This window comes from Streptomyces sp. ALB3 (assembly GCF_044385685.1).
Classification (GTDB): Bacteria; Actinomycetota; Actinomycetes; order Streptomycetales; family Streptomycetaceae; genus Streptomyces.
Genome location: NZ_JBISCE010000046.1, coordinates 298,448 through 319,202, shown reverse-complemented (window position 1 = coordinate 319,202; position 20,755 = coordinate 298,448). Strand labels below are relative to the sequence as shown.

At 70.8% G+C, this 20,755-nt stretch carries 15 protein-coding genes; 8 read left to right on the top strand and 7 right to left on the bottom strand.

The features are described from left to right. Positions 1 to 32 precede the first annotated feature (32 nt). The gene (locus ACHFIV_RS31445) at positions 33 to 1,844 is read left to right on the top strand and encodes an NHL domain-containing thioredoxin family protein (protein WP_398976040.1); all 1,812 of its coding nucleotides are present in this window, start codon (positions 33 to 35) and stop codon (positions 1,842 to 1,844) included. 167 nt (positions 1,845 to 2,011) lie between these two features. Here the strand turns inward: ACHFIV_RS31445 and ACHFIV_RS31440 are convergent, their stop codons facing one another. The 3 genes from ACHFIV_RS31440 to ACHFIV_RS31430 form a co-directional block, all read right to left on the bottom strand. After that, positions 2,012 to 2,233 carry a DUF6458 family protein gene (locus ACHFIV_RS31440; RefSeq protein WP_398976038.1) on the bottom strand — a complete coding sequence of 74 codons (222 nt, stop codon included), beginning with the start codon at positions 2,231 to 2,233 and terminating at the stop codon, positions 2,012 to 2,014. A gap of 103 nt (positions 2,234 to 2,336) precedes the next feature. After that, positions 2,337 to 3,635 (bottom strand): M18 family aminopeptidase, encoded by a 1,299-nt coding sequence (locus ACHFIV_RS31435; protein ID WP_398976036.1) that lies wholly within the window; start codon positions 3,633 to 3,635, stop codon positions 2,337 to 2,339. A gap of 196 nt (positions 3,636 to 3,831) precedes the next feature. Next, positions 3,832 to 5,658, bottom strand: coding sequence for an acyl-CoA dehydrogenase (locus tag ACHFIV_RS31430; RefSeq protein ID WP_398976035.1), 1,827 nt, complete (start codon positions 5,656 to 5,658; stop codon positions 3,832 to 3,834). A 171-nt stretch (positions 5,659 to 5,829) separates the two neighbouring features. Here ACHFIV_RS31430 and ACHFIV_RS31425 point away from each other — a divergent pair, with 171 nt between their 5' ends. From ACHFIV_RS31425 to ACHFIV_RS31415, 3 genes are all read left to right on the top strand, one after another. Then, complete coding sequence (locus ACHFIV_RS31425; protein ID WP_033296699.1) at positions 5,830 to 6,267, top strand: SseB family protein; 438 nt, start codon at positions 5,830 to 5,832, stop codon at positions 6,265 to 6,267. Positions 6,268 to 6,445: 178 nt separating this feature from the next. Next, complete coding sequence (locus ACHFIV_RS31420) at positions 6,446 to 7,402, top strand: pirin family protein (RefSeq protein WP_398976032.1); 957 nt, start codon at positions 6,446 to 6,448, stop codon at positions 7,400 to 7,402. A gap of 127 nt (positions 7,403 to 7,529) precedes the next feature. Further along, positions 7,530 to 8,606: an AI-2E family transporter gene (locus ACHFIV_RS31415; RefSeq protein WP_398976030.1), complete on the top strand. Its 1,077-nt coding sequence runs from the start codon at positions 7,530 to 7,532 to the stop codon at positions 8,604 to 8,606. Here the strand turns inward: ACHFIV_RS31415 and ACHFIV_RS31410 are convergent. Further along, a complete protein-coding gene (locus ACHFIV_RS31410) occupies positions 8,601 to 10,724 on the bottom strand; it encodes an ATP-binding SpoIIE family protein phosphatase (RefSeq protein ID WP_398976028.1) in 2,124 nt (707 codons plus the stop codon). The two genes, ACHFIV_RS31415 and ACHFIV_RS31410, sit on opposite strands and share 6 nt — an antisense overlap. Before the next feature lie 187 nt (positions 10,725 to 10,911). On the opposite strand from ACHFIV_RS31410, the gene aspS reads away from it, so the two are divergent. After that, positions 10,912 to 12,729, top strand: a complete 1,818-nt coding sequence (gene aspS / locus ACHFIV_RS31405; RefSeq protein ID WP_398976027.1) for an aspartate--tRNA ligase — start codon at positions 10,912 to 10,914, stop codon at positions 12,727 to 12,729. A gap of 363 nt (positions 12,730 to 13,092) precedes the next feature. Further along, on the top strand, positions 13,093 to 13,854 hold the full coding sequence (locus ACHFIV_RS31400) for a hypothetical protein (RefSeq protein WP_398976024.1): 762 nt from the start codon (positions 13,093 to 13,095) through the stop codon (positions 13,852 to 13,854). 77 nt (positions 13,855 to 13,931) lie between these two features. Here ACHFIV_RS31400 and metG read toward each other — a convergent pair whose 3' ends face one another. Together metG and ACHFIV_RS31390 are read right to left on the bottom strand one after the other, a co-directional pair. Continuing rightward, positions 13,932 to 15,536, bottom strand: coding sequence for a methionine--tRNA ligase (gene metG / locus ACHFIV_RS31395; RefSeq protein ID WP_398976023.1), 1,605 nt, complete (start codon positions 15,534 to 15,536; stop codon positions 13,932 to 13,934). A 141-nt stretch (positions 15,537 to 15,677) separates the two neighbouring features. Further along, the gene (locus ACHFIV_RS31390; RefSeq protein WP_398976021.1) at positions 15,678 to 17,363 is read right to left on the bottom strand and encodes a VWA domain-containing protein; all 1,686 of its coding nucleotides are present in this window, start codon (positions 17,361 to 17,363) and stop codon (positions 15,678 to 15,680) included. A gap of 311 nt (positions 17,364 to 17,674) precedes the next feature. Here ACHFIV_RS31390 and ACHFIV_RS31385 point away from each other — a divergent pair, with 311 nt between their 5' ends. Together ACHFIV_RS31385 and ACHFIV_RS31380 are read left to right on the top strand one after the other, a co-directional pair. Further along, positions 17,675 to 19,723 (top strand): PhoX family protein, encoded by a 2,049-nt coding sequence (locus tag ACHFIV_RS31385; protein WP_398976019.1) that lies wholly within the window; start codon positions 17,675 to 17,677, stop codon positions 19,721 to 19,723. A 267-nt stretch (positions 19,724 to 19,990) separates the two neighbouring features. Continuing rightward, the gene (locus ACHFIV_RS31380) at positions 19,991 to 20,395 is read left to right on the top strand and encodes an RNA-binding S4 domain-containing protein (RefSeq protein WP_398976017.1); all 405 of its coding nucleotides are present in this window, start codon (positions 19,991 to 19,993) and stop codon (positions 20,393 to 20,395) included. A gap of 94 nt (positions 20,396 to 20,489) precedes the next feature. Here ACHFIV_RS31380 and ACHFIV_RS31375 read toward each other — a convergent pair whose 3' ends face one another. Beyond that, entirely contained in the window at positions 20,490 to 20,735 is a 246-nt protein-coding gene (locus tag ACHFIV_RS31375) for a DUF2630 family protein (protein ID WP_398976014.1), read from the bottom strand. Positions 20,736 to 20,755 lie beyond the last annotated feature (20 nt).

Genomic DNA, 20,755 nt, shown 5'->3' with positions numbered 1-20,755 from the left:
GCGTGCAGGCCGGCGTGCTGTTGACTGTTGTCATGACTGCACGTGCACGTGTCCGCGCCCCCGAACTGATCGGCAAGGGCGGTTGGCTCAACACAGGAGACCGGGAGTACAGCCTCGCTGATCTGCGAGGACGCATCGTCATCCTGGATTTCTGGACCTTCTGCTGTGTCAACTGTCTGCACGTGCTCGATGAGCTGCGTGAGCTGGAGGAGAAGCACCGCGACACCGTGGTGATCATCGGTGTCCACTCCCCGAAGTTCGTGCATGAGGCGGAGCACCAGGCCGTGGTCGACGCGGTCGAGCGCTACGGGGTGCACCACCCCGTCCTCGACGACCCCGAGCTCGCCACCTGGAAGCAGTACGCCGTCCGGGCCTGGCCCACGCTCGTCGTCGTGGACCCGGAAGGCTATGTCGTGGCCCAGCACGCGGGCGAGGGGCACGCCCACGCCATCGCCAAGCTGGTCGAGGAGCTGGAGGCCGAGCACGCCGAGAAGGGCACCCTGCGTCGTGGCGACGGCCCGTACGTCGCTCCTGAGCCGGTGGCGACACACCTGCGGTTCCCCGGTAAGGCGCTCGCCCTGGCCGACGGCGGCTTCCTGGTCTCGGACACCACCCGCCACCGCCTGGTCGAGCTGGAAGCCGACGGTGAGACCGTGCGGGGCCACTTCGGTGCCGGTGAGCGCGGGTTCGCCGACGGCGGCCGTGACCAGGCCCGGTTCAGCGAACCGCAGGGTCTCGCCGTGCTGCCCGACGGCCGCATCGCCGTCGCCGACACCGTCAACCACGCGATCCGGGCGCTCGACCTCGGCACGGGCGTGACGACCACGCTCGCCGGTACCGGACGCCAGTGGTGGCAGGGCTCCGCCACCAGCGGCCCGGCCAGGGAGGTGGACCTGTCGTCGCCGTGGGACATCGCCTGGTTCGGCGACCGGCTGTGGATCGCCATGGCCGGGGTGCACCAGCTGTGGACCTACGACCCCGAGCGGGGCACGGTGCGGGTCGCCGCAGGGACGACCAACGAGGGCCTGGTCGACGGACCCGGAACGGAGGCGTGGTTCGCGCAGCCGTCCGGTCTGGCCGCGGCCGGCGACCGTCTCTGGGTCGCCGACTCCGAGACCTCGGCGCTGCGTTACGTGGACCTGGAAGGCGCCGTCCACACGGCCGTCGGTACCGGTCTCTTCGACTTCGGCCACCGTGACGGCCCCGCAGACCAGGCACTCCTCCAGCACCCGCTGGGTGTCACGGCACTCCCGGACGGCTCCGTCGCCGTGAGCGACACCTACAACCACGCGCTCCGGCGGTACGACCCGGAGAGCGGCGAGGTCACCACACTGGCCACGGACCTGCGCGAGCCGAGCGACGCGGTTCTGGTGGACGGCGATCTCGTCGTCGTCGAGTCCGCACGCCACCGGCTGACCCGGCTGAGGCTCCCCGAAGAGGCGGTGCGGGTCACGGACCGGGCCCACCGCACCCAGCGGGCGGCCACCGAGGTCTCCGCCGGCACGCTGCGCCTCGACGTGGTGTTCCAGGCGCCCGCCGGGCAGAAGCTGGACACCCGCTACGGGCCCTCCACCCGGCTGCTGGTCTCGTCGACCCCGCCGGAACTGCTGGCCGAGGGGTCTGGCCCGGGCACGGACCTGAGCCGTGATCTTGTGCTTGCCGACGGGGTCACCGAGGGCGTGCTGCACGTGTCCGCGATGGCGGCGTCCTGCGACGACGACCCGGCGAACGAGTACCCCGCGTGCCATGTGCACCAGCAGGACTGGGGTGTCCCCGTGAGCGTCACCGCCGCGGGGGCGTCCCGGCTCCCGCTGGTGCTCGCCGGCATGGACGAGCAGGGCTGACGGCCCGGCATCCGTGCTTCCCTCGTGTGATCCGGACGTCGACATCCCCGTCCGTGCCGCCGTCCGGCCACAGCCTCACCGGCGTGCGGACGGGAGCGCCGAGGACACCGACGAGGTGAGCCGCGGCCGGACCGGGGGCGCGGTACGCCGTCCGGCCGGGCACCAGGTCACGGGTAGCGGCGCTCGTCCTCCGACACGACCGTGGTGGTGGGCGGCACGACCATGCGACGGCGGCGCGCGATGCTCACGTAGACGAACACTCCGATGAGGCCGACGAGCATCATGATCCAGCCGACCAGGTCGACGTTGACGGTATCCATCTCCCAGTCGGTGGCGAACGCCAGAATCGCTCCGGCACCGATCAGGAGAATGCATCCTCCGAGCCCCATGATTTCCGCCTCCTCGACGGCCCGGTGATTCCGGGCCGGTGTACGACTCGCGTACCCGGCCCGGCAGCAACCATGTGCGCGGAGGATCCGGTGACAGCGGCGATCAGCCGGCGAGGAAGGCCGCGAGTGCGTTGGCCAGGAGATACGGGTCGTCCGCGCCGCACAGCTCGCGCGCGCTGTGCATCGACAGGATCGCCACGCCGATGTCGACGGTGCGGATCCCGTGCCGGGCCGCGGTGATCGGGCCGATCGTCGTGCCGCACGGCATCGAGTTGTTGGAGACGAAGGTCTGCCACGGCACGCCCGCCTTCTCGCAGGCCGCAGCGAACACCGCCCGGCCGCCGCCGTCGGTGGCGTAGCGCATGTTGACGTTGACCTTGAGGATCGGGCCGCCGTTCGCCACCGGGTGGTGGGTCGGGTCGTGCCGCTCGGCGTAGTTCGGGTGGACGGCGTGACCGGTGTCCGAGGAGAGGCAGACGGTCCCGGCGAAGGCCCGGGCGCGGTCCTCGTACGAACCGCCGCGGGCGAAGACCGAACGCTCCAGGACCGTGCCGAGCAGCGGGCCGTCCGCTCCGGTGTCGGACTGGGAGCCGTTCTCCTCGTGGTCGAAGGCGGCCAGCACGGGGATGTAAGGAATCCGGTCGTCCGGCTGGGTGGACACGGCGGCCAGCGCGGCCGTCGCGGCGTGCACCGAGAGCAGGTTGTCCATGCGCGGTCCGGCGAGCAGCTCATGGTCCCGGCCGAGGTAGGCGGGTGGCTCGACCGGGTGAGGCATGAGGTCCCAGCCGGTGACCTCGGCTGGATCGACCCCCGCCGCGTCGGCGACGAAGCGGATGAGATCCCCCTCCTCGACGTCACCGAGTCCCCAGATCGGCTGCATGTGCTTCTGACGGTCCAGCTTGAGGCCGTCGGGATTGGCGGACCGGTCGAGGTGCACCGCCAGCTGGGGGACCCGCAGGAGCGGCCGGTCGATGTCGACCAGCCGGTGCGTGCCGTCGCGCAGCGTGAGGCGGCCGGCGAGACCGAGGTCCCGGTCGAGCCAGGTGTTGAGGAGCGTCCCGCCGTAGATCTCGACGGCGATCTGGCGCCAGCCGTACGCGCCCGTGTCGGGAAGCGGTTTGACCCGCAGGTTCGGGGAGTCGGTGTGGGCCCCCACGATCCGGAACGGGGTGTGGGCGCCGGCACCCTGCGGCACGTACCAGGCGATGATCGCGCCGCCCCGCAGGACGTACTTCCCGCCCTCGGAGCCGTCCCACGCATCCGTCTCCTCGACCTGCCGGAATCCGGCCTTCTCCAGCCGTGCCGCGGCTGCTGCCACCGCGTGGTACGGCGAGGGGGAGGCCATCAGGAAGGCCATCAGATCGTCGGTGTGCCCGCGGTCGAAGCGGAGGGGAGAGCTCATGTTCCTCACTGTAACGACGGCCGCCCCGAAGGGTTCACGGCGGACGGCCGTCGCCCGGGTCATCGTCCGGAAAGCAGTGCCGTGCCCGTCGGGAACCCAGAATTCCGCGGACGGTTCCTCGCCGCTTCGCGCGGAGACGGCCCGCCCCCTCAGGGGGCGGGCCGTCTCCGTCCGGTCGCGAGGAGCGGGAGGAAGGCTAGAACGCGGCCTCGTCCAGCTCCATCAGCGAGTTGTCGACGGCCTCGGCCAGCGCACGCTCACCGGAGACGCCGGGCAGGACGTTCGCGGCGAAGAACTTCGCCGCGGCGATCTTGCCCTGGTAGAAGGCGGCGTCCTTGGCGGAGGCGTTGCGCAGCTTCTCGGAGGCCACGACCGCGCCCTTGAGCAGCAGGTAGCCCACGACGACGTCGCCGGAGGCCATCAGGAGGCGGGTGGTGTTGAGGCCCACCTTGTAGATGTTCTTGACGTCCTCGCCGGTCGCGGTGAGGTCCGTGATCATCGTGCCGACGATCGCCTCCAGGTCCACCGCGGCCTTGGCGAGGTGGTCCAGCGCGCCGGACAGCTCCTCGTCGCCCTGGGCGCTCGCGAGGAACTTCTTGATCTCCTCGGAGAGGGCGTTCAGCGAGGCGCCCTGGTCGCGGACGATCTTCCGGAAGAAGAAGTCCTGGCCCTGGATCGCCGTCGTGCCCTCGTACAGGGTGTCGATCTTGGCGTCACGGATGTACTGCTCGACCGGGTACTCCTGGAGGTAGCCGGAGCCGCCGAAGGTCTGGAGCGACTGCGCGAGCTGCTCGTAGGACTTCTCGGAGCCGTAGCCCTTCACGATCGGGAGCAGCAGGTCGTTCAGGCCGTTGAGCGCCTTGGCGTCCTCGCCTGCGGCCTCCTTCACCTGGATCGCGTCCTGGACGGAGGCGGTGTACAGCACGAGGGAGCGCATGCCCTCGGCGTACGCCTTCTGGGTCATGAGGGAGCGGCGTACGTCGGGGTGGTGCGTGATGGTGACCTTGGGGGCCGTCTTGTCCATGAACTGCGACAGGTCGGTGCCCTGGACGCGCTCCTTGGCGTACTCCAGCGCGTTGAGGTAGCCCGTGGAGAGGGCCGCGATGGCCTTCGTGCCGACCATCATGCGGGCGAACTCGATGATGCGGAACATCTGGCGGATGCCGTCGTGCTTGTCGCCGATCAGCCAGCCCTTGGCGGGGTGCTGGTCGCCGAAGGTCATCTCGCAGGTGTTGGACGCCTTGAGGCCCATCTTGTGCTCGACGTTCGTCGCGTACACGCCGTTGCGCTCACCAAGCTCGCCGGTGGTCCAGTCGAAGTGGAACTTCGGGACCAGGAAGAGGGAGAGCCCCTTGGTGCCCGGGCCGGCGCCCTCCGGACGTGCCAGCACGTAGTGGAGGATGTTCTCGGACATGTCGTGCTCGCCCGAGGTGATGAAGCGCTTCACACCCTCGATGTGCCAGGAGCCGTCCTCCTGCTCGACGGCCTTCGTGCGGCCGGCGCCGACGTCCGAACCGGCGTCCGGCTCGGTCAGCACCATCGTCGAGCCCCACTGCTTCTCGACGGCGATCTCGGCGACCTTCTTCTGCGCCTCGTTGCCCTCGTCGAAGAGGATGCCGGCGAACGCGGGGCCGGAGGAGTACATCCAGACCGCCGGGTTGGAACCGAGCAGCAGCTCCGCGTAACCCCAGATCAGGGAGCGCGGGGAGGTCGTGCCGCCGATCTCCTCGGGGAGGCCCAGGCGCCAGTACTCGGAGTCCATGAACGCCTGGTAGGACTTCTTGAAGGAGCCCGGGACGGGTGCGGTGTTGGTCGCGGGGTCGAAGACCGGCGGGTTGCGGTCGGCGTCGGCGTACGAATCGGCGAGCTCGTTCTCCGCGAGGCGGGTGACCTCGTCGAGGATGCTCTTCGCGGTGTCGACGTCCATCTCCGCGAACGGACCGGTGCCGTACAGCTTGTCGCGCCCGAGGACCTCGAAGAGGTTGAACTCGATGTCGCGGAGATTCGACTTGTAGTGCCCCATGGGAAGGCTCCGTAATCAATAGCAGTGGCGCGCAGCGCCCCGTGGAGGAGTGAGGATCGGGCGACGGACGGCCTGGCGTGGGTATATCACCTGACCCCTACGATGATGCTACCCGTCAGTAATAAGACGCAACCCCCCGAGGCACAGATGTGTCCGATTACTCTTTGCGGCATGTATGGCTACGACCAGAACCCGGGCGCACAGCAGCAGATGGGCGGCTACGGCGAGCAGCCGTTGTACCCCGAGCCCTCGCCGCCGTCCCTGGCGGACGCGGTACGGGCCTTCACGACCGGTTCGCTGTCCGCGGAGGACTTCCAGCAGATCTTCGCCACGGCGAAGGTCTACTGCCCGCGTGGCGACAACCCCGGCTTCCTGGCCCTCCACAACACCCAGCAGCCGGTGATCCCCATGTTCACCACGCTCAAGGAGCTCCGGAGCTACGCGGGCAAGGAGTCCAAGTACTTCGTCATCACCGGCGCTGAGGTGATCGACCTGCTGCCGACCGGCTACGGCTTCGTCCTCGACATGGAGGGTGATCACCGCATGGTCTTCGACGCCAAGGCCGTGGAGCAGATGGTGGACTTCGCGATGCGCCGCATGTACGGCTGAGAGCGGTACCTCCGGAGGCGGCCGAGCGGCGTCCGCATCTCCCTGAGGCAGTCCGAGGGCCCGCACCTTCCCGGTGCGGGCCCTCGGTGCTGTGCGGGGGCGGGGGAATGAACGTCGCCTTGCAGGATGTTCACTGTTCAACTAAATTGGGATCAGAAGACTCCCGGAGGTGGCTCCCATGCCCGCAGTGACCGTCGAAAACCCGCTGACCCTGCCGAAGGTGGCGGCCCAGGCCGAGGCCGTGGCCCGTCCCGTGCTGACCGTCACGACCGCGCCCAGCGGTTTCGAGGGCGAGGGGTTCCCGGTGCGGCGCGCCTTCGCCGGGATCAACTACCGGCACCTCGACCCGTTCATCATGATGGACCAGATGGGTGAGGTGGAGTACGCCGCAGGCGAGCCGAAGGGGACTCCCTGGCACCCGCACCGGGGCTTCGAGACCGTCACGTACATCATCGACGGGAGCTTCATCCACAAGGACAGCCACGGCGGCGGCGGTTCCATCGAGAACGGCGACACCCAGTGGATGACCGCCGGCAGCGGCCTCCTGCACATCGAGACGCCGCCGGAGGCCCTCGTCATGTCCGGCGGCCTCTTCCACGGCTTGCAGCTGTGGGTGAACCTGCCCAAGGCGGACAAGATGATGGCGCCCCGCTACCAGGACATCCGTGGCGGCCAGGTCCAGCTCCTCGCCTCCCCGGACGGCGGTGCGCTGCTCCGCGTCATCGCCGGTGACCTGGACGGTCACGAGGGCCCGGGCATCACGCACACCCCGATCACCATGGTCCACGCGACCATCCGGCCGGGTGCGGAGGTGACGCTGCCCTGGCGCGAGGAGTTCAACGGCCTCGCGTACGTCCTCGCGGGGCGCGGGAGCGTCGGCGCGGAGCGCCGCCCCGTGCACACCGGGCAGACCGCGGTCTTCGGCAAGGGGTCGTCGCTGACCGTCCGCGCCGACGAGACGCAGGACGGCAACACGCCGGACCTGGAGGTCGTGCTGCTCGGCGGGCGCCCGATCCGTGAGCCCATGGCGCACTACGGGCCGTTCGTCATGAACACCCAGGAAGAACTGAAGCAGGCCTTCGAGGACTTCCAGGCGGGCCGCCTCGGCAAGGTCCCGGCGGTGCACGGCATGTGATCCGTCCGCCGGCCCGGGCGGCTCCCGGGGCCGGCCGGGCGGCGCCACCGGAACGTACGGGTCACGGCTCTCACCCATACGCCGGTGCGGAAGGGACACCACCCCCGGCCCGTGATCGGGTGGGAGGGTGTCCCTCCGCAAGCCCCTCCTGCCCGACGCGGCACGGCGGACGGCCGCCTGGTGCGGCGTCCTGCTCCTGGTCGCCGGTGTGGCGGCAGTGGCCGTCTGGCTGGTCGTGGCGCTCAAGACGGCGGTCACCCCCGTCCTGCTGGCCCTGCTCGGTACGGCTCTGCTCGGCCCCGTCCACCGGTGGCTGACAGCCCACAGGGTGAACAGGTCCGTGGCGGCCGGACTCACGTGCGCCGCGCTCGTCGCGGTGGCCGGCGGTGCCGGCTACATCGTCGTCACCGCACTCGTCGACTCCGGCGACCAGATCGTCGCCTCCTTGAAGGACGCCGCGCAGTGGGTCATCGACCACCTCGACATCGCGGGAGTCGCCGACGTGGACGACCTGGCGGAGAACGCCAGGAACCTCGTGGAGAAGTTCGGTGCCGGCGCGGCGGGCGGACTGCTCACCGGCATCAGCCTCATCGGATCGCTCGTGACCACGGCCGTCCTGGCCCTGCTGCTGACGTTCTTCTTCCTGCGTGACTCCGACCGTGCCGTCCGCCTCGCCCACACCGTCGCGCCGCGGGGGACGGGCGACCTCGTGGAGGCCATGGGACGCAGGGCCTTCGAAGCCGTCGAGGGGTTCATGCGGGGCACCACCTTCATCGCCCTCATCGACGCGCTGTGCATCACGGTGGGCCTCCTGATCCTGCGGGTGCCCGGGGCCGTGGGCCTGGGGGCGCTGGTCTTCGTGGGCGCCTACATCCCGTATCTCGGCGCCTTCATCTCCGGCACCGTCGCCGTGCTGGTGGCGCTGGCCGACCGGGGCGTCGTCATCGCGTTGTGGGCGGTGGGCGTGGTGCTGGCCGTCCAGGTGCTGGAGGGGCACGTGCTCCAGCCCGTCATCCAGAGCCGAACGGTCCAGATGCATCCGGCCATGATCATGATCGCCCTGACGGCGGGCGCCGGTGTCGCGGGGCTGCTGGGCATGCTGCTGGCGGTTCCCCTGTGCGCCGCCGCGTTCGGAGTGATCGGCGAGCTGCGCACGGGACACGGGGCCCGGGGCGAGAGGCGTGCGGTGCCCGACGCGTCATGAACCGGCGACGGCGCGCAGTTCAGCGGGCTCCGCAGACTCGTACAGCTCGAACCAGATCGACTTCCCCTCACCCCGCGGATCCACTCCCCACGCGTCGGCGAGCATCTCCATCAGGACCAGCCCGCGGCCGCTGGACGCCATCTCCCCCGGCCGCCGCTTGTGCGGCAGCTCGTCGCTGGTGTCGGCCACCTCGACGCGCAGCCGCCGCTCGCCCCGTTCACCCGTGACCTCCGCCAGGAGCAGCGCGTCCCCGTCGGTGTGGACGAGCACGTTCGTGGACATCTCGGAGACCATGAGCTCCGCCGAGTCGACCTGCTCGGCGTCCGCCCAGTCGTGCAGCAGCTCCCGCACCTGCTGCCGGGCGGCGGCGATCCGCTCGGGCTCCGCCTGGGCGATGGTCATCGCCGAGCGGCGGCCCGGGGTCCGGCGCGTCCGCGCCGCCTCGCGGCGCAGTACCAGGACCGCGATGTCGTCCTCACGCCGGTCCACCAGCGGCCCGGTCGTGTAGTGCGATCCCGGACCGTGTACGGCCTGCACGAGGGCGTCCGCGAGCTCCTCCAGGTCCTCGACGGGCTTCTCCAGGACCGGTCTGAGCCTGGTCCATCCGGTGGCCATGTCGTGTCCGCCGGTCTCGATGAGGCCGTCCGTGCACAGCATGATGGTCTCGCCCGGCCCCAGGACGACCCGCGTCGTCGGGTAGTCGGCGTCCTTCTCGACGCCCAGGGGCATCCCCCCGGCGGTCTGCCGGATCACCGCGGTGCCGTCGACGCTGATCACCACCGGGTCCGGGTGGCCCGCCCGGGCGATGTCCAGGGTGCCCGACTCGGGGTCGGCCTCCGCGTAGAGACAGGTCGCGAAGCGCGTCACGTCGGCCTGGTCCTCACCGTCGGTGAGGTCGTAGGTCTCCGTCAGCCCGGCCAGGAAGCGGGAGGCGCGCGAGAGGACGGCGTCGGGGCGGTGCCCTTCGGCGGCGTACGCGCGCAGGGCGATCCTGAGCTGGCCCATCAGACCGGCCGCCCGGACGTCGTGGCCCTGTACGTCACCGATGACGAGGGCGATACGGCCGTTGGGGAGCGGGATCACGTCGTACCAGTCGCCGCCGACCTGGAGCCCGCCCCCCGTGGGGATGTAGCGCGCCGCGACCGTGAGGCCGGGGACGCCGGGGCCGAGGGACGGCCTCATCGCCTTCTGGAGGCCCAGGGACAGCTCGCGCTCGGTCTCGGCCTCCCCGGCCCGGGTCAGTGCCTGAGCCAGCATCCTGGCCACCGTCGACAGAACGGAACGCTCGTCCGGCGAGAAGGCCACGTTGTGCCGGAACCCGGCCATCCAGGCGCCCATGGTGTGGCCGGACGAGATCAGCGGCAGGAACGCCCAGGACTGGCGTCCGAACTCCTGCGCGAGGGGCCAGGTGGCCGGGAAGCGGCGCCGGTACTCCTCACGCGACGGGAGGTAGATCGCCTGGCCGGTCCGCACGACCTCGGCGGCCGGGTAGTCCGTCTGCAGGGGCATGTCGGTGAAGGGCTTCTCGTCGCCGACGTTGTGGCCGTGGTGCCCGATGACCGTCAGCCGCTCGCCCGCCACCCCGAAGACGGCGAGTCCGTCCGGCGAGAAGCCGGGCATGGAGAGCGAGCCGGCGACCCGCAGCACCTCCTCGGTCGACCTGGCCTCGGCCAGCGCCCGGCCCGCGTCCAGCAGGAACGCCTCGCGCGAGCGCCGCCAGTCGCCCGTCAGCGGGGTCTGCGCGGCGGTGGCCTCGGGAGGCGGGGCGACCTCCTGGAGGATGCCCATCAGCACGTACGTGTGGCGCCCGGGCGTGTCCAGCGGGACGGGCTTGGACCGGGTGCGCACGGTGCGTACGACCGAACCGCTCTCGTCCACGATGCGCATCCTGGCCTCGGCCACCGTGCCCTCGGCGATCGCGAAGTTCACGATGCCGTCGATCTCGTTCCAGTCGGCCGGGTGGAAGCGGGGGCGCACCTCCTCGCCGGGGCGGGTCATGGGCTCGGGGGGCAGGCCCACCAGCCGCGCCGCCTCGGCGTCGAGCGTGACCGTGCCCGACGAGCTGTCCCAGCTCCACAGACCGGTCCCGATCGCAGCCAGGATCTCCTCGGTGCGCATTGCCCCACTTTAGGAAGATGTTCTCCGGGGTCGCCACCGAGGGACGGCCGCCCGGCAGCCGGGCGGCCGGACGCGCCGGGCGCGTCCCGGACGGCCGCGCGGCGGCAATGCCAATGAGGCGGTACGGCCACGGGCGGTAGCCTGGGGTGTCAATCCGCCCCGAACCGCGAAGACTGGATGAACGACGATGCATCGGTACAGGTCCCACACCTGCGGCGAGCTCCGCGCCTCTGACGTCGGCACCGACGTCCGGCTGAGCGGCTGGCTGCACAATCGCCGAGACCTGGGTGGCATCCTCTTCATCGATCTGCGCGACCACTACGGTCTGGTACAGCTCGTCGCCCGCCCGGGTACCCCCGGCAACGAGGCCCTGTCGAAGCTGACCAAGGAGACCGTCGTCAGGATCGACGGCAAGGTCTCCGCGCGCGGAGCCGACAACGTCAACCCGGAGCTGCCGACCGGCGAGATCGAGATCGAGGTCACCGAGGTCGAGGTGCTCGGCGAGGCCGCCCCGCTGCCGTTCACGATCAACACCGAGGACGGTGTCAACGAGGAGCGCCGCCTGGAGTACCGCTTCCTCGACCTGCGCCGCGAACGCATGCACCGCAACATCATGCTGCGCTCGTCCGTGATCGCCTCCATCCGCTCCAAGATGGTGGCCCTCGGCTTCAACGAGATGGCGACCCCGATCCTCGCCGCGACCTCCCCCGAGGGCGCCCGCGACTTCGTCGTCCCGTCCCGCCTGAACCCGGGCAAGTTCTACGCACTTCCGCAGGCGCCGCAGCAGTTCAAGCAGCTGCTGATGATCTCCGGCTTCGACCGCTACTTCCAGATCGCGCCCTGCTTCCGCGACGAGGACGCACGCGCCGACCGGTCGCCCGGCGAGTTCTACCAGCTCGACGTCGAGATGTCGTTCGTCGAGCAGGAGGACGTCTTCCAGCCGATCGAGAAGCTGATGACCGAGCTCTTCACCGAGTTCGGCAACGGCCGCGAGGTCACCTCGCCCTTCCCGCGCATCCCGTTCCGCGAGTCGATGCTGAAGTACGGCAACGACAAGCCGGACCTCCGGGCCAAGCTGGAGCTCGTCGACATCTCCGACGTGTTCGCCGACTCCGGGTTCAAGGCGTTCGCGGGCAAGCACGTCCGTGCCCTGCCGGTGCCGGACACCGCGGGCCAGTCCCGGAAGTTCTTCGACGGCCTCGGTGAGTACGCCGTCGAGCACGGGGCCAAGGGCCTTGCCTGGGTCCGTGTCGGGGAGGACGGCACGCTGGCCGGCCCGATCGCGAAGTTCCTCACCGAGGCGGACGTCAAGACCCTCACCGAGCGGCTGGCCCTCGTCCCCGGCCACGCGGTCTTCTTCGGCGCGGGTGAGTTCGACGAGGTCTCCAAGATCATGTCTGCCGTCCGCGTCGAGGCCGCGAAGCGCGCCGGCCACTTCGAGGACGGTGTCTTCCGCTTCTGCTGGATCGTCGACTTCCCGATGTACGAGAAGGACGAGGAGACCGGGAAGATCGACTTCTCGCACAACCCCTTCTCCATGCCCCAGGGCGGCATGAAGGACCTGGAGGAGAAGGACCCGCTCGACATCCTGGCGTGGCAGTACGACATCGTCTGCAACGGCATCGAGCTCTCCTCCGGCGCCATCCGGAACCACGAGCCCGAGGTCATGCTCAAGGCCTTCGCGATCGCCGGTTACGAGGCGGAGACCGTCGAGCGCGAGTTCGCGGGCATGCTGCGCGCGTTCCGGCTCGGCGCCCCGCCGCACGGCGGCATCGCCCCGGGTGTCGACCGCATCGTCATGCTGCTGGCCGACGAGCCCAACATCCGCGAGACGATCGCCTTCCCGCTCAACGGCAACGCCCAGGACCTGATGATGGGCGCCCCGAGTGAGCTGGACGAGACCCGTCTGCGTGAGCTGAACATCCAGCTCCGCAAGCCTGTCGCGGCGGCGAAGGAGAAGGCCGAGGCCAAGGACTCGGTGGCGAGGGACACCGGCGCGAAGTAAGCGTCAGCCCTCCGCTTCGGTTCCACGTGAAACAGTCCCCGGCCGACGGCCGGGGACTGTTTTTTCGGTGTGCCGGTGGTCAGGGCACAGGACGGACGTCGCCGGGCAGCGGGTGCCTCTCGCCGGGGGCGCGGGCGTGGCCGCCCTGGAATCGGAACCGGCGTCCTCGCCACCGCCCTCGGCCGGCGAGGAGGGGGCTCCGCCTCCGCTACGACGACAGGGCGGGTCGGCGTGAGGACGCCGGCACCTCGGGTACACGAACCGGGTACATCCGGATGGCCCCGGTTCCGGTTGGGGTCCGTCGGCCCCGGCAAGGACTGGCAGGGGAAGTGCCCGTCCGCCCCCACCGAGGAGTCCCGCACCGTGTCCGTCCCGCGTCGCCCCTACGTCATGCTCGTCATCCTGTTCCTGCTGGTCATCGGCTGTTCTGCCGGGGCGGTGCGGACCACCGACCCCGCTGCGCCCCGCGGTGCTGCGGGTTCCGCGGGATCGGCCTCGCAAGCCCGCTCCGTCGAGCCCCTCCGCGACCCGGCGGAGATTCCGGCGCTGGGTCCGCAGACCCGGGCGAATATCCCCGCCACGGCCCGGCAAGCCGTCGTGGTGACGGGGCAGGGGCCCGATTCCAACCGCTCCTCGGTCGTGCTCTACAACCTCGACGACCCCGCTCTCGGCTGGAGACCCGGGGCGGGCCCGTGGCCCGCCCACAACGGCATGAAGGGCTGGACCGACCACCATCTCGCCGGCGACCTCCGCTCTCCCACGGGGGTCTTCGGCCTCACCGACGCGGGAGGCAGGCTGCCGGACCCGGGCGCGCTGCTCCCCTACGACGAGCAGTCCCGCTTCGCGGTGAGCGGCGAGGGCTTCCTCGGGGAACCGCTCGAAGGTTCCTTCGACTACGTCGTCGCCATCAACTACAACCGCACCCCGGGTACCAGCCCGCTGGACCGCACCCGGCCCCTCGGTGAGGACAGGGGTGGCGGCATCTGGATCCACGTGGACCACGGCGGGCCCACGCAGGGCTGCGTCTCGCTGACGGAGGACCGGATGCGGGAACTGCTGCTCACCCTGGATCCCGCGAAGTACCCGGTGATCGTGATGGGGGACGCCGCGTCGCTGGCCCGGTGACGCGAGGTCCGGCACAGGGAGGAGCCCGGGCCCCCGGTGCGACCGGGGACCCGGGCTCCTCGCCGTGCAGGCAGCGCTTACGCGGGCTTCTCCTCCAGGCGCGGGAACAGCACCGCTCCCTTGGTCACCGTGACGCCGGCGGGCAGTCCGCCCCACCGGCCCGCGTCCTGCACCCGCTGGTCGGCCAGGGCACCCAGGGACGCCTCCGCGCCCAGGGACTCCCACAGCTTCTGCGAGGTGTCGGGCATCACGGCGTTCAGCAGGACCGCGACGCCGCGCAGCGACTCGGCGGCCGTGTACAGGATGGTCGCGAGGCGGGCCTGGCCCTCCTCCGACGTGTCCTTGGCGACCTTCCAGGGCTCCTGCTCGGTGATGTAGCCGTTGACCTGCTTCACGAAGTCGAAGATCGCCAGGATGCCGCCCTGGAAGTCCAGGTCCTCACCGATCTTCTGGTCGGCGGAGGCGACGGCCCGGGCCAGGCCCTCCTGGACCGCTCGCTCGGCGTCCCCTGCCGCCGTGGCCTCCGGGAGCGCGCCACCGAAGTACTTGCCGACCATGGCCGCGACGCGCGAGGCGAGATTGCCGTAGTCGTTGGCGAGCTCGGAGGTGTAGCGGGCGCTGAAGTCCTCCCAGGAGAACGAGCCGTCGCTGCCGTACGCGATGGCCCGCAGGAAGTACCAGCGGTAGGCGTCGACGCCGAAGTGCGAGGTCAGGTCCTGCGGCTTGATGCCGGTCAGGTTTGACTTCGACATCTTCTCGCCGCCGACCATCAGCCAGCCGTTGGCGACGACCTTGCCGGGCAGCGGAAGACCCTGGGCCATCAGCATGGCCGGCCAGATGACCGAGTGGAAGCGCAGGATGTCCTTGCCGATCAGGTGGACGTTCGCCGGGAAGGTGCCGTCGAACTTCTCCTGGTTGGCGCCGTAGCCGACCGCCGTGGCGTAGTTGAGCAGGGCGTCGATCCACACGTAGATGACGTGCTTCGGATCCCACGGGACCGGGACGCCCCAGTCGAAGGTGGAGCGCGAGATCGACAGGTCCTGGAGACCCTGCTTGACGAAGTTCACGATCTCGTTGCGGGCGGACTCCGGCTGGATGAAGCCCGGGTTGGCCGCGTAGAACTCCATGAGCTTCGGGCCGTACTCGCTCAGCTTGAAGAAGTAGTTCTCCTCCTTGAGGAGTTCCACCGGCTTCTTGTGGATCGGGCACAGTTTCGTGCCGTCCTCGCCCTCGATCAGGTCCCCGGGGAGCTTGTACTCCTCACAGCCCACGCAGTACGGGCCCTCGTACCCGCCCTTGTAGATCTGGTCCTTGTCGAACAGGTCCTGCACGAACTCCTGCACACGGTCCGTGTGCCGCTTCTCCGTCGTGCGGATGAAGTCGTCGTTCGCGATGTTCAGATGCTCCCAGAGGGGCTTCCACGCCTCCTCGACGAGCTTGTCGCACCAGGCCTGAGGTGTGACGTCGTTCGCCTCGGCCGTGCGCATGATCTTCTGACCGTGCTCGTCCGTGCCGGTGAGGTACCACACCTTCTCGCCGCGCTGGCGGTGCCAGCGGGTGAGCACGTCGCCTGCGACGGTCGTGTAGGCGTGGCCCAGGTGAGGAGCGTCGTTGACGTAGTAGATGGGGGTCGAGACGTAGTACGCCGTCGCCCCCTGCTTCTCGGATCCAGTGGCCGCCATGGTCGAAATCCTAACGGCCTGTGGGAGAACCACTCGCATCGATGACGGCGGCTCCCACCGAGGACGGCTGCCGGTCCCTCGCGCGGGCCCACGGCGGTCCGGTCACGGCGGGCCCGCCGTGACCGGACGGCTGCCGGTGGATCAGTCCTCCGTGACGACTCCGCGGTCGGCGGCCCACGCGGGCAGTCCGGCGAGCACCTCCCGGTAGAACGTCGCGTCGGGCACCTCGCGGGGGGTGGGACCCGCGTGGAAGAAGCCGGCGTTGCCGACGTCCAGCCTGCGAAGGAAGTCGAAGCCCTTCGCGTCCTCGTCGCCGAACGCGACGAACTGGAAGAACAGCGGCAGCCGTGCCGCGTCCGCCAGCGCCTGCTTGGCGGCGACCTTGGCATCCGGGGCGCCGTCCGTCTGGAAGATCACGAGCGCGGGACCGGTGGCCCCGGACTTCTCGTAGTGCGTGACGATCTCCTCGACGGCACGGTGGTAGTTCGTACGGCCCAGACGGCCGAGGCCCGCGTGCAGCTCGTCGATCCGGCCCTCGTGGGCGGTGAGGTCGATCGCCCCGGTGCCGTCGACGTCGGTCGAGAAGAAGACGACGGGCACGGTGGCGTTCGCGTCCAGGTGGGCGGCCAGCGCCAGGGTGCGGTCGCCCAGGTGCTGCGCGCTGCCGTCCTTGTAGAACGGCCGCATGGACCCGGACCGGTCGAGCACCAGGTACACGGTGGCGCGCAGTCCGGTCAGCCCGTGGGCCTTGAGGCCGGCTTGCGCGGCCTTGTAGGAGGCGACGAGCCCGGGCGCCGCGGTCTTGACGCGGGCGAGGGCGACAGCGGGCTTGCCCGTGGCGGCGGCAGCCTTGGCTCCGGGGGCGGCGGCCTTCGGCTCGGCGGTGGGTGCCGGCTCGGCCTTCGGCTCGGCGGTGGGTGCCGGCTCGGCCTTCGGCTCGGCGGTGGTGGCGGGCTTCTGGGGCGTCGCCTCGGGCTCGGCCTCCACGGCGGGCTCGCTCTGCGGCTCGGCGGCAGCCTCCGGCGTCTTGGCCTCGTCGGCGACCTCCACCGTCTTCGCCGCGTCGGTAGCCTCCGGTGCCTTCGCCTCATCGGCGAGGGCCTCGGTGGCAGGTACCGGCTTCTCGACCACCGGGGGCGCCGTGACGGGCGCGGCCGCTTCGGCCGCCGCCTCGGGCGCAGCGTCGGCTTCGGGGGCCGCCTCGGGGGCCACCTCAGGCTCGGGCCCCGGCTTCACCTCGGCTTCGTCGGCTTCTGTGGCCTTCGGCTCCGCGACGTCGGCTTCTGTGGCCTTCGGCTCCGCGACGTCGGCTTCCGCGGCCTTCGGCTCCGCGACGTCCGCTTCCGCGGCCTTCGGCTCCGCGGTGGGCGTCGTCGCCGGTTCGGCCACGGCCTGCGGTTCCGGCTCCGGGTCCATGTCGATGGTGATCGGTGCCGCGACCGCTGGAGTGGCCTCTGCGGCGGTCGCCGCAGCCGCGTTCTTCTCCGCCTTCGAGGCATCCGCAGCCGGCTTCGCCTCCGGGTCCGACCCCTGGGCCGGAACTCTCGGTGCGGGCGCGGTGGTCGCCGGAGTGGCGGCCGCCTTGTCGAAGGCCGCCGCCACCAGGTCCGACGCCTGTCCGCTGTCGTTCTCGGCACCGGCGGACCGGTCCGATGAGGAGGCCGGGGCCGGTACCGAGGCCTTCGCGGGCTCGGCCGCCGAAGTGGTGGTGTCCGGCTCCGGCTCCGTGGGCTGGGTGCGCTCGGCCTGGGGCGGGACGGTGGCCGTGGTCGGCTCGTCCTGCTCCGTGCGGCCGAACACCTTGCGCAGCAAGCTCCGAATGCCCATGGGCGAGGCCTTTCGCATGAGTTGGGTGCGATAAATGTCCGTACTGCGGGAATTGATCCCTGGCCAGGGCGGATACGTAAGGTTAGCGGCCGGATCCGGCCGTTCGGCGGCGCGGCCCGCCCCTGTGTCAACCGAGCTCCAACCGAGTCGTCACCGAGTCCTGGACGAGGGCCGGATGAGTACCTGACGAGCCGGGAACGCAGCGGTGCCCCGGACTTCACCCTCTGTTCACCGGCAGTCCCACGTGCGGCGTGGATACGCACCTAGGTTCACGCATGACACACAGACGGAGGGACGAAAACGTGCGCACAATGCTGCCGCTACTCGGTTCGCACCCGGGCGGGCGCTCTGCGCTGACCTGCCGCTATCGCTGCGGTGACGCCTGCTTCCAGGAGATCCCGAACACGAGCGACAACGAGTACGCCGGCGACATCATCGCCGGTGCCCTGTCACGCCGGTCGATGCTGCGCGCCGCCGCCGTGGTGACCGTGGCCGCCGCCGGAACGGCCGCTCTCGGCGGCCCGGCGGCGACGAGCGCCGAGGCGGCGCCGCTCGCGGGCCGTCCCGGCGGCAAGCCGAAGCCCACCCTCACGGGTGCGCGGGGCCTGCGCTTCGCGGCCGTCGCACCCAACAAGGACGACAAGGTCACGATCCCCGAGGGCTACGGGCAGAACGTGGTCATCCGCTGGGGCGAACCGATCCTGCGGGGTGCTCCCGCCTTCGACCCGGACAAGCAGTCCGCGAAGGCGCAGGCGGGCCAGTTCGGTTACAACAACGACTTCCTCTCCCTGCTCCCGCTCCGTGGTGAGCGCGGCCGGCAGGTGCTGGTCGCCAACCACGAGTACACGGACGAGATCCTGATGTTCCGTGGTTACGATCCGGCCAGCCCGACCCGTGAGCAGGTCGAGATCGCCTGGGCGGCGCACGGACTCTCCGTGGTCGTCGTCCAGGAGGAGAACCGCACCGGCAAGCTCGTGCCGGTCAACCGCCATCCGCTGAACCGCCGCCTCACCGCGACCAGCGAGTTCCGGATGACGGGCCCGGCCGCGGGCAGCCCTCTGCTGCGTACCTCCGCCGACCGGACCGGCAGCAGGGTCCTGGGGACGCTCAACAACTGCGCGGGCGGCACCACCCCGTGGGGCACCACGCTGCACGGCGAGGAGAACTTCAACCAGTACTTCGCCAACGGCTCCCGCGACACCGACAAGCGCTACGGCATCGGTACGGCCGCGACCGAGCGCAAGTGGGAGCGGTTCGACAAGCGCTTCGACCTGGCGCAGGAGCCCAACGAGGCGCACCGCTTCGGCTGGGTCGTCGAGCTCGACCCGTACGACCCCGACTCCACGCCCCGCAAGCGGACCGCCCTCGGCCGCTTCAAGCACGAGGCGGCCCAGCCCCGGCTGACCTCCGACGGCCGCCCGGTCGTCTACATGGGGGACGACGAGCGGTTCGACTACCTCTACAAGTTCGTCTCCAGCAAGCGGATGAAGAAGGGGAACTCGCGGGCGGCGCGTGAGCACAACCTGACCCTGCTGGACGAGGGCACGCTGTACGTCGCCAAGCTGACCGGTGACTCTCCCGCCGACGGGTTCGACGGCACGGGAAAGCTGCCCTCGGACGGTGAGTTCGACGGCAGCGGTGTCTGGATCCCCCTCGCCACCGGCGACACCTCGCACGTGCCCGGCATGAGTGCCGACGAGGTGTACGTCTTCACGCGCCTGGCCGGTGACAAGGTCGGCGCGACGAAGATGGACCGCCCCGAGGACGTCGAGCCCTCGCCGCGCACCGGCCGGGTCTACGTCGCGCTGACCAACAACACCGACCGCGGCAAGGCGGGCAAGCCCGGCGCGGACGAGGCCAACCCGCGCAACGCGAACAAGCACGGCCAGGTCCTGGAGTTCGCGGAGAACTGGGACGACCCCGCGGCCGACGGCTTCGCCTGGCGGCTCTTCCTCGTCGCGGGCGACCCGGAGGACCCCGCGACCTACTTCGCCGGGTTCCCGAAGGACAAGGTCAGCCCCATCTCCTGCCCGGACAACGTGGCCTTCGACGCCCACGGCAATCTGTGGATCTCCACCGACGGTGCCCAGCTCGGCTCGCACGACGGACTGTTCGGCGTCGCGACGCAGGGCGAACGCAGGGGTGAGCTCAAGCAGTTCCTGACCGTGCCCGCCGGTGCGGAGACCTGCGGGCCGGTCATCCAGGACCGCCGCGTCCTCGTCGCCGTGCAGCACCCGGGTGAGATCGACGGCGCCTCCGTCGAGAAGCCGGCGAGTGCCTGGCCGGACGGTCCGGGCAGGATCGTCCGCCCGTCGGTCGTCGCCGTCTGGCGCAAGGACGGCAGCGACATCGGCGTGTGAGCCATGGGCAGCCCGGCTCGCGTACGGGCACGAGGGACGGAACCGTGGCGCGGCCCGACCGGCCGGTCCGCCGATGACCAGGCGCGCCGGCCGGACGGGCTGCCCGGTACGTCCCGCCCGACCGGGCCGGTGACGCCCGTACGGTCATCGGCCCGGTACGGCGGACCCGGCGACGGGGGTATCGGCCACGGGGCGCCGGTACGGGCGTCGTCAGCGGGTCCGGCTCCTGAGCCCACCGGGACGCCTCATCGGATTAGAGTCGTAGGCATGGTTTCCGGTGAGGCACCGCAGGCGGAGGGAAGCGTCCGGGTCGACGCCTGGATCTGGGCGGTCCGGCTGACGAAGACCCGGTCGCAGGCCGCTGCCGCCTGCCGTGCGGGGCACGTGCGCGTCAACGGCGAGCGCGCCAAGCCCGCCCAGGCGCTGCGTGCGGGCGACGAGGTGCGGCTGAGGCACGCGGGCCGGGACCGGGTCGTGGTCGTGTCCAGGATCGTGAGGAAGCGGGTGGGCCCGCCGGTGGCGGCGGAGTGCTTCGTCGACAACAGCCCGCCCCCGCCGCCGCGCGAAGTCGCGCTCCAGGTACCCGTGCGCGACCGGGGCGCGGGCCGCCCGACCAAGCGGGACCGCCGTGAGATGGAGCGTCTCCAGGGAAGAGGCCCGGACGGGGCGTGAGTCCGGCCCCGCCGCCCGCCCGGAGACGTCTCGGGCCGGGCCCGACACCACCGGCACTCCCGGGGCGGGCCCACCCGGCCGTGCGTTCCGGCTCTCAGCTCTCGTAACCCTCCACCTCCTCGGCGGGGCGTACCCGCGCCGCCGAGGGGTCCTCGCCGTACTCGCTGAGTGCGCGACGCTGCCGAAGCAGGTCCCAGCACTGGTCCAGCCGGACCTCCAGCTCGCGCAGCCGTGACCGCTCCTCGGCGGAGAGGCCCATCTCCTCGGTGGAGCGGGCGCGCAGGGCGCGCTCCTCGGCGATCAGCCCGTCGATGTTCTCGAAGATGTCCTGGTCTCCCATGAGCCCTCCAGGTCCGGTGT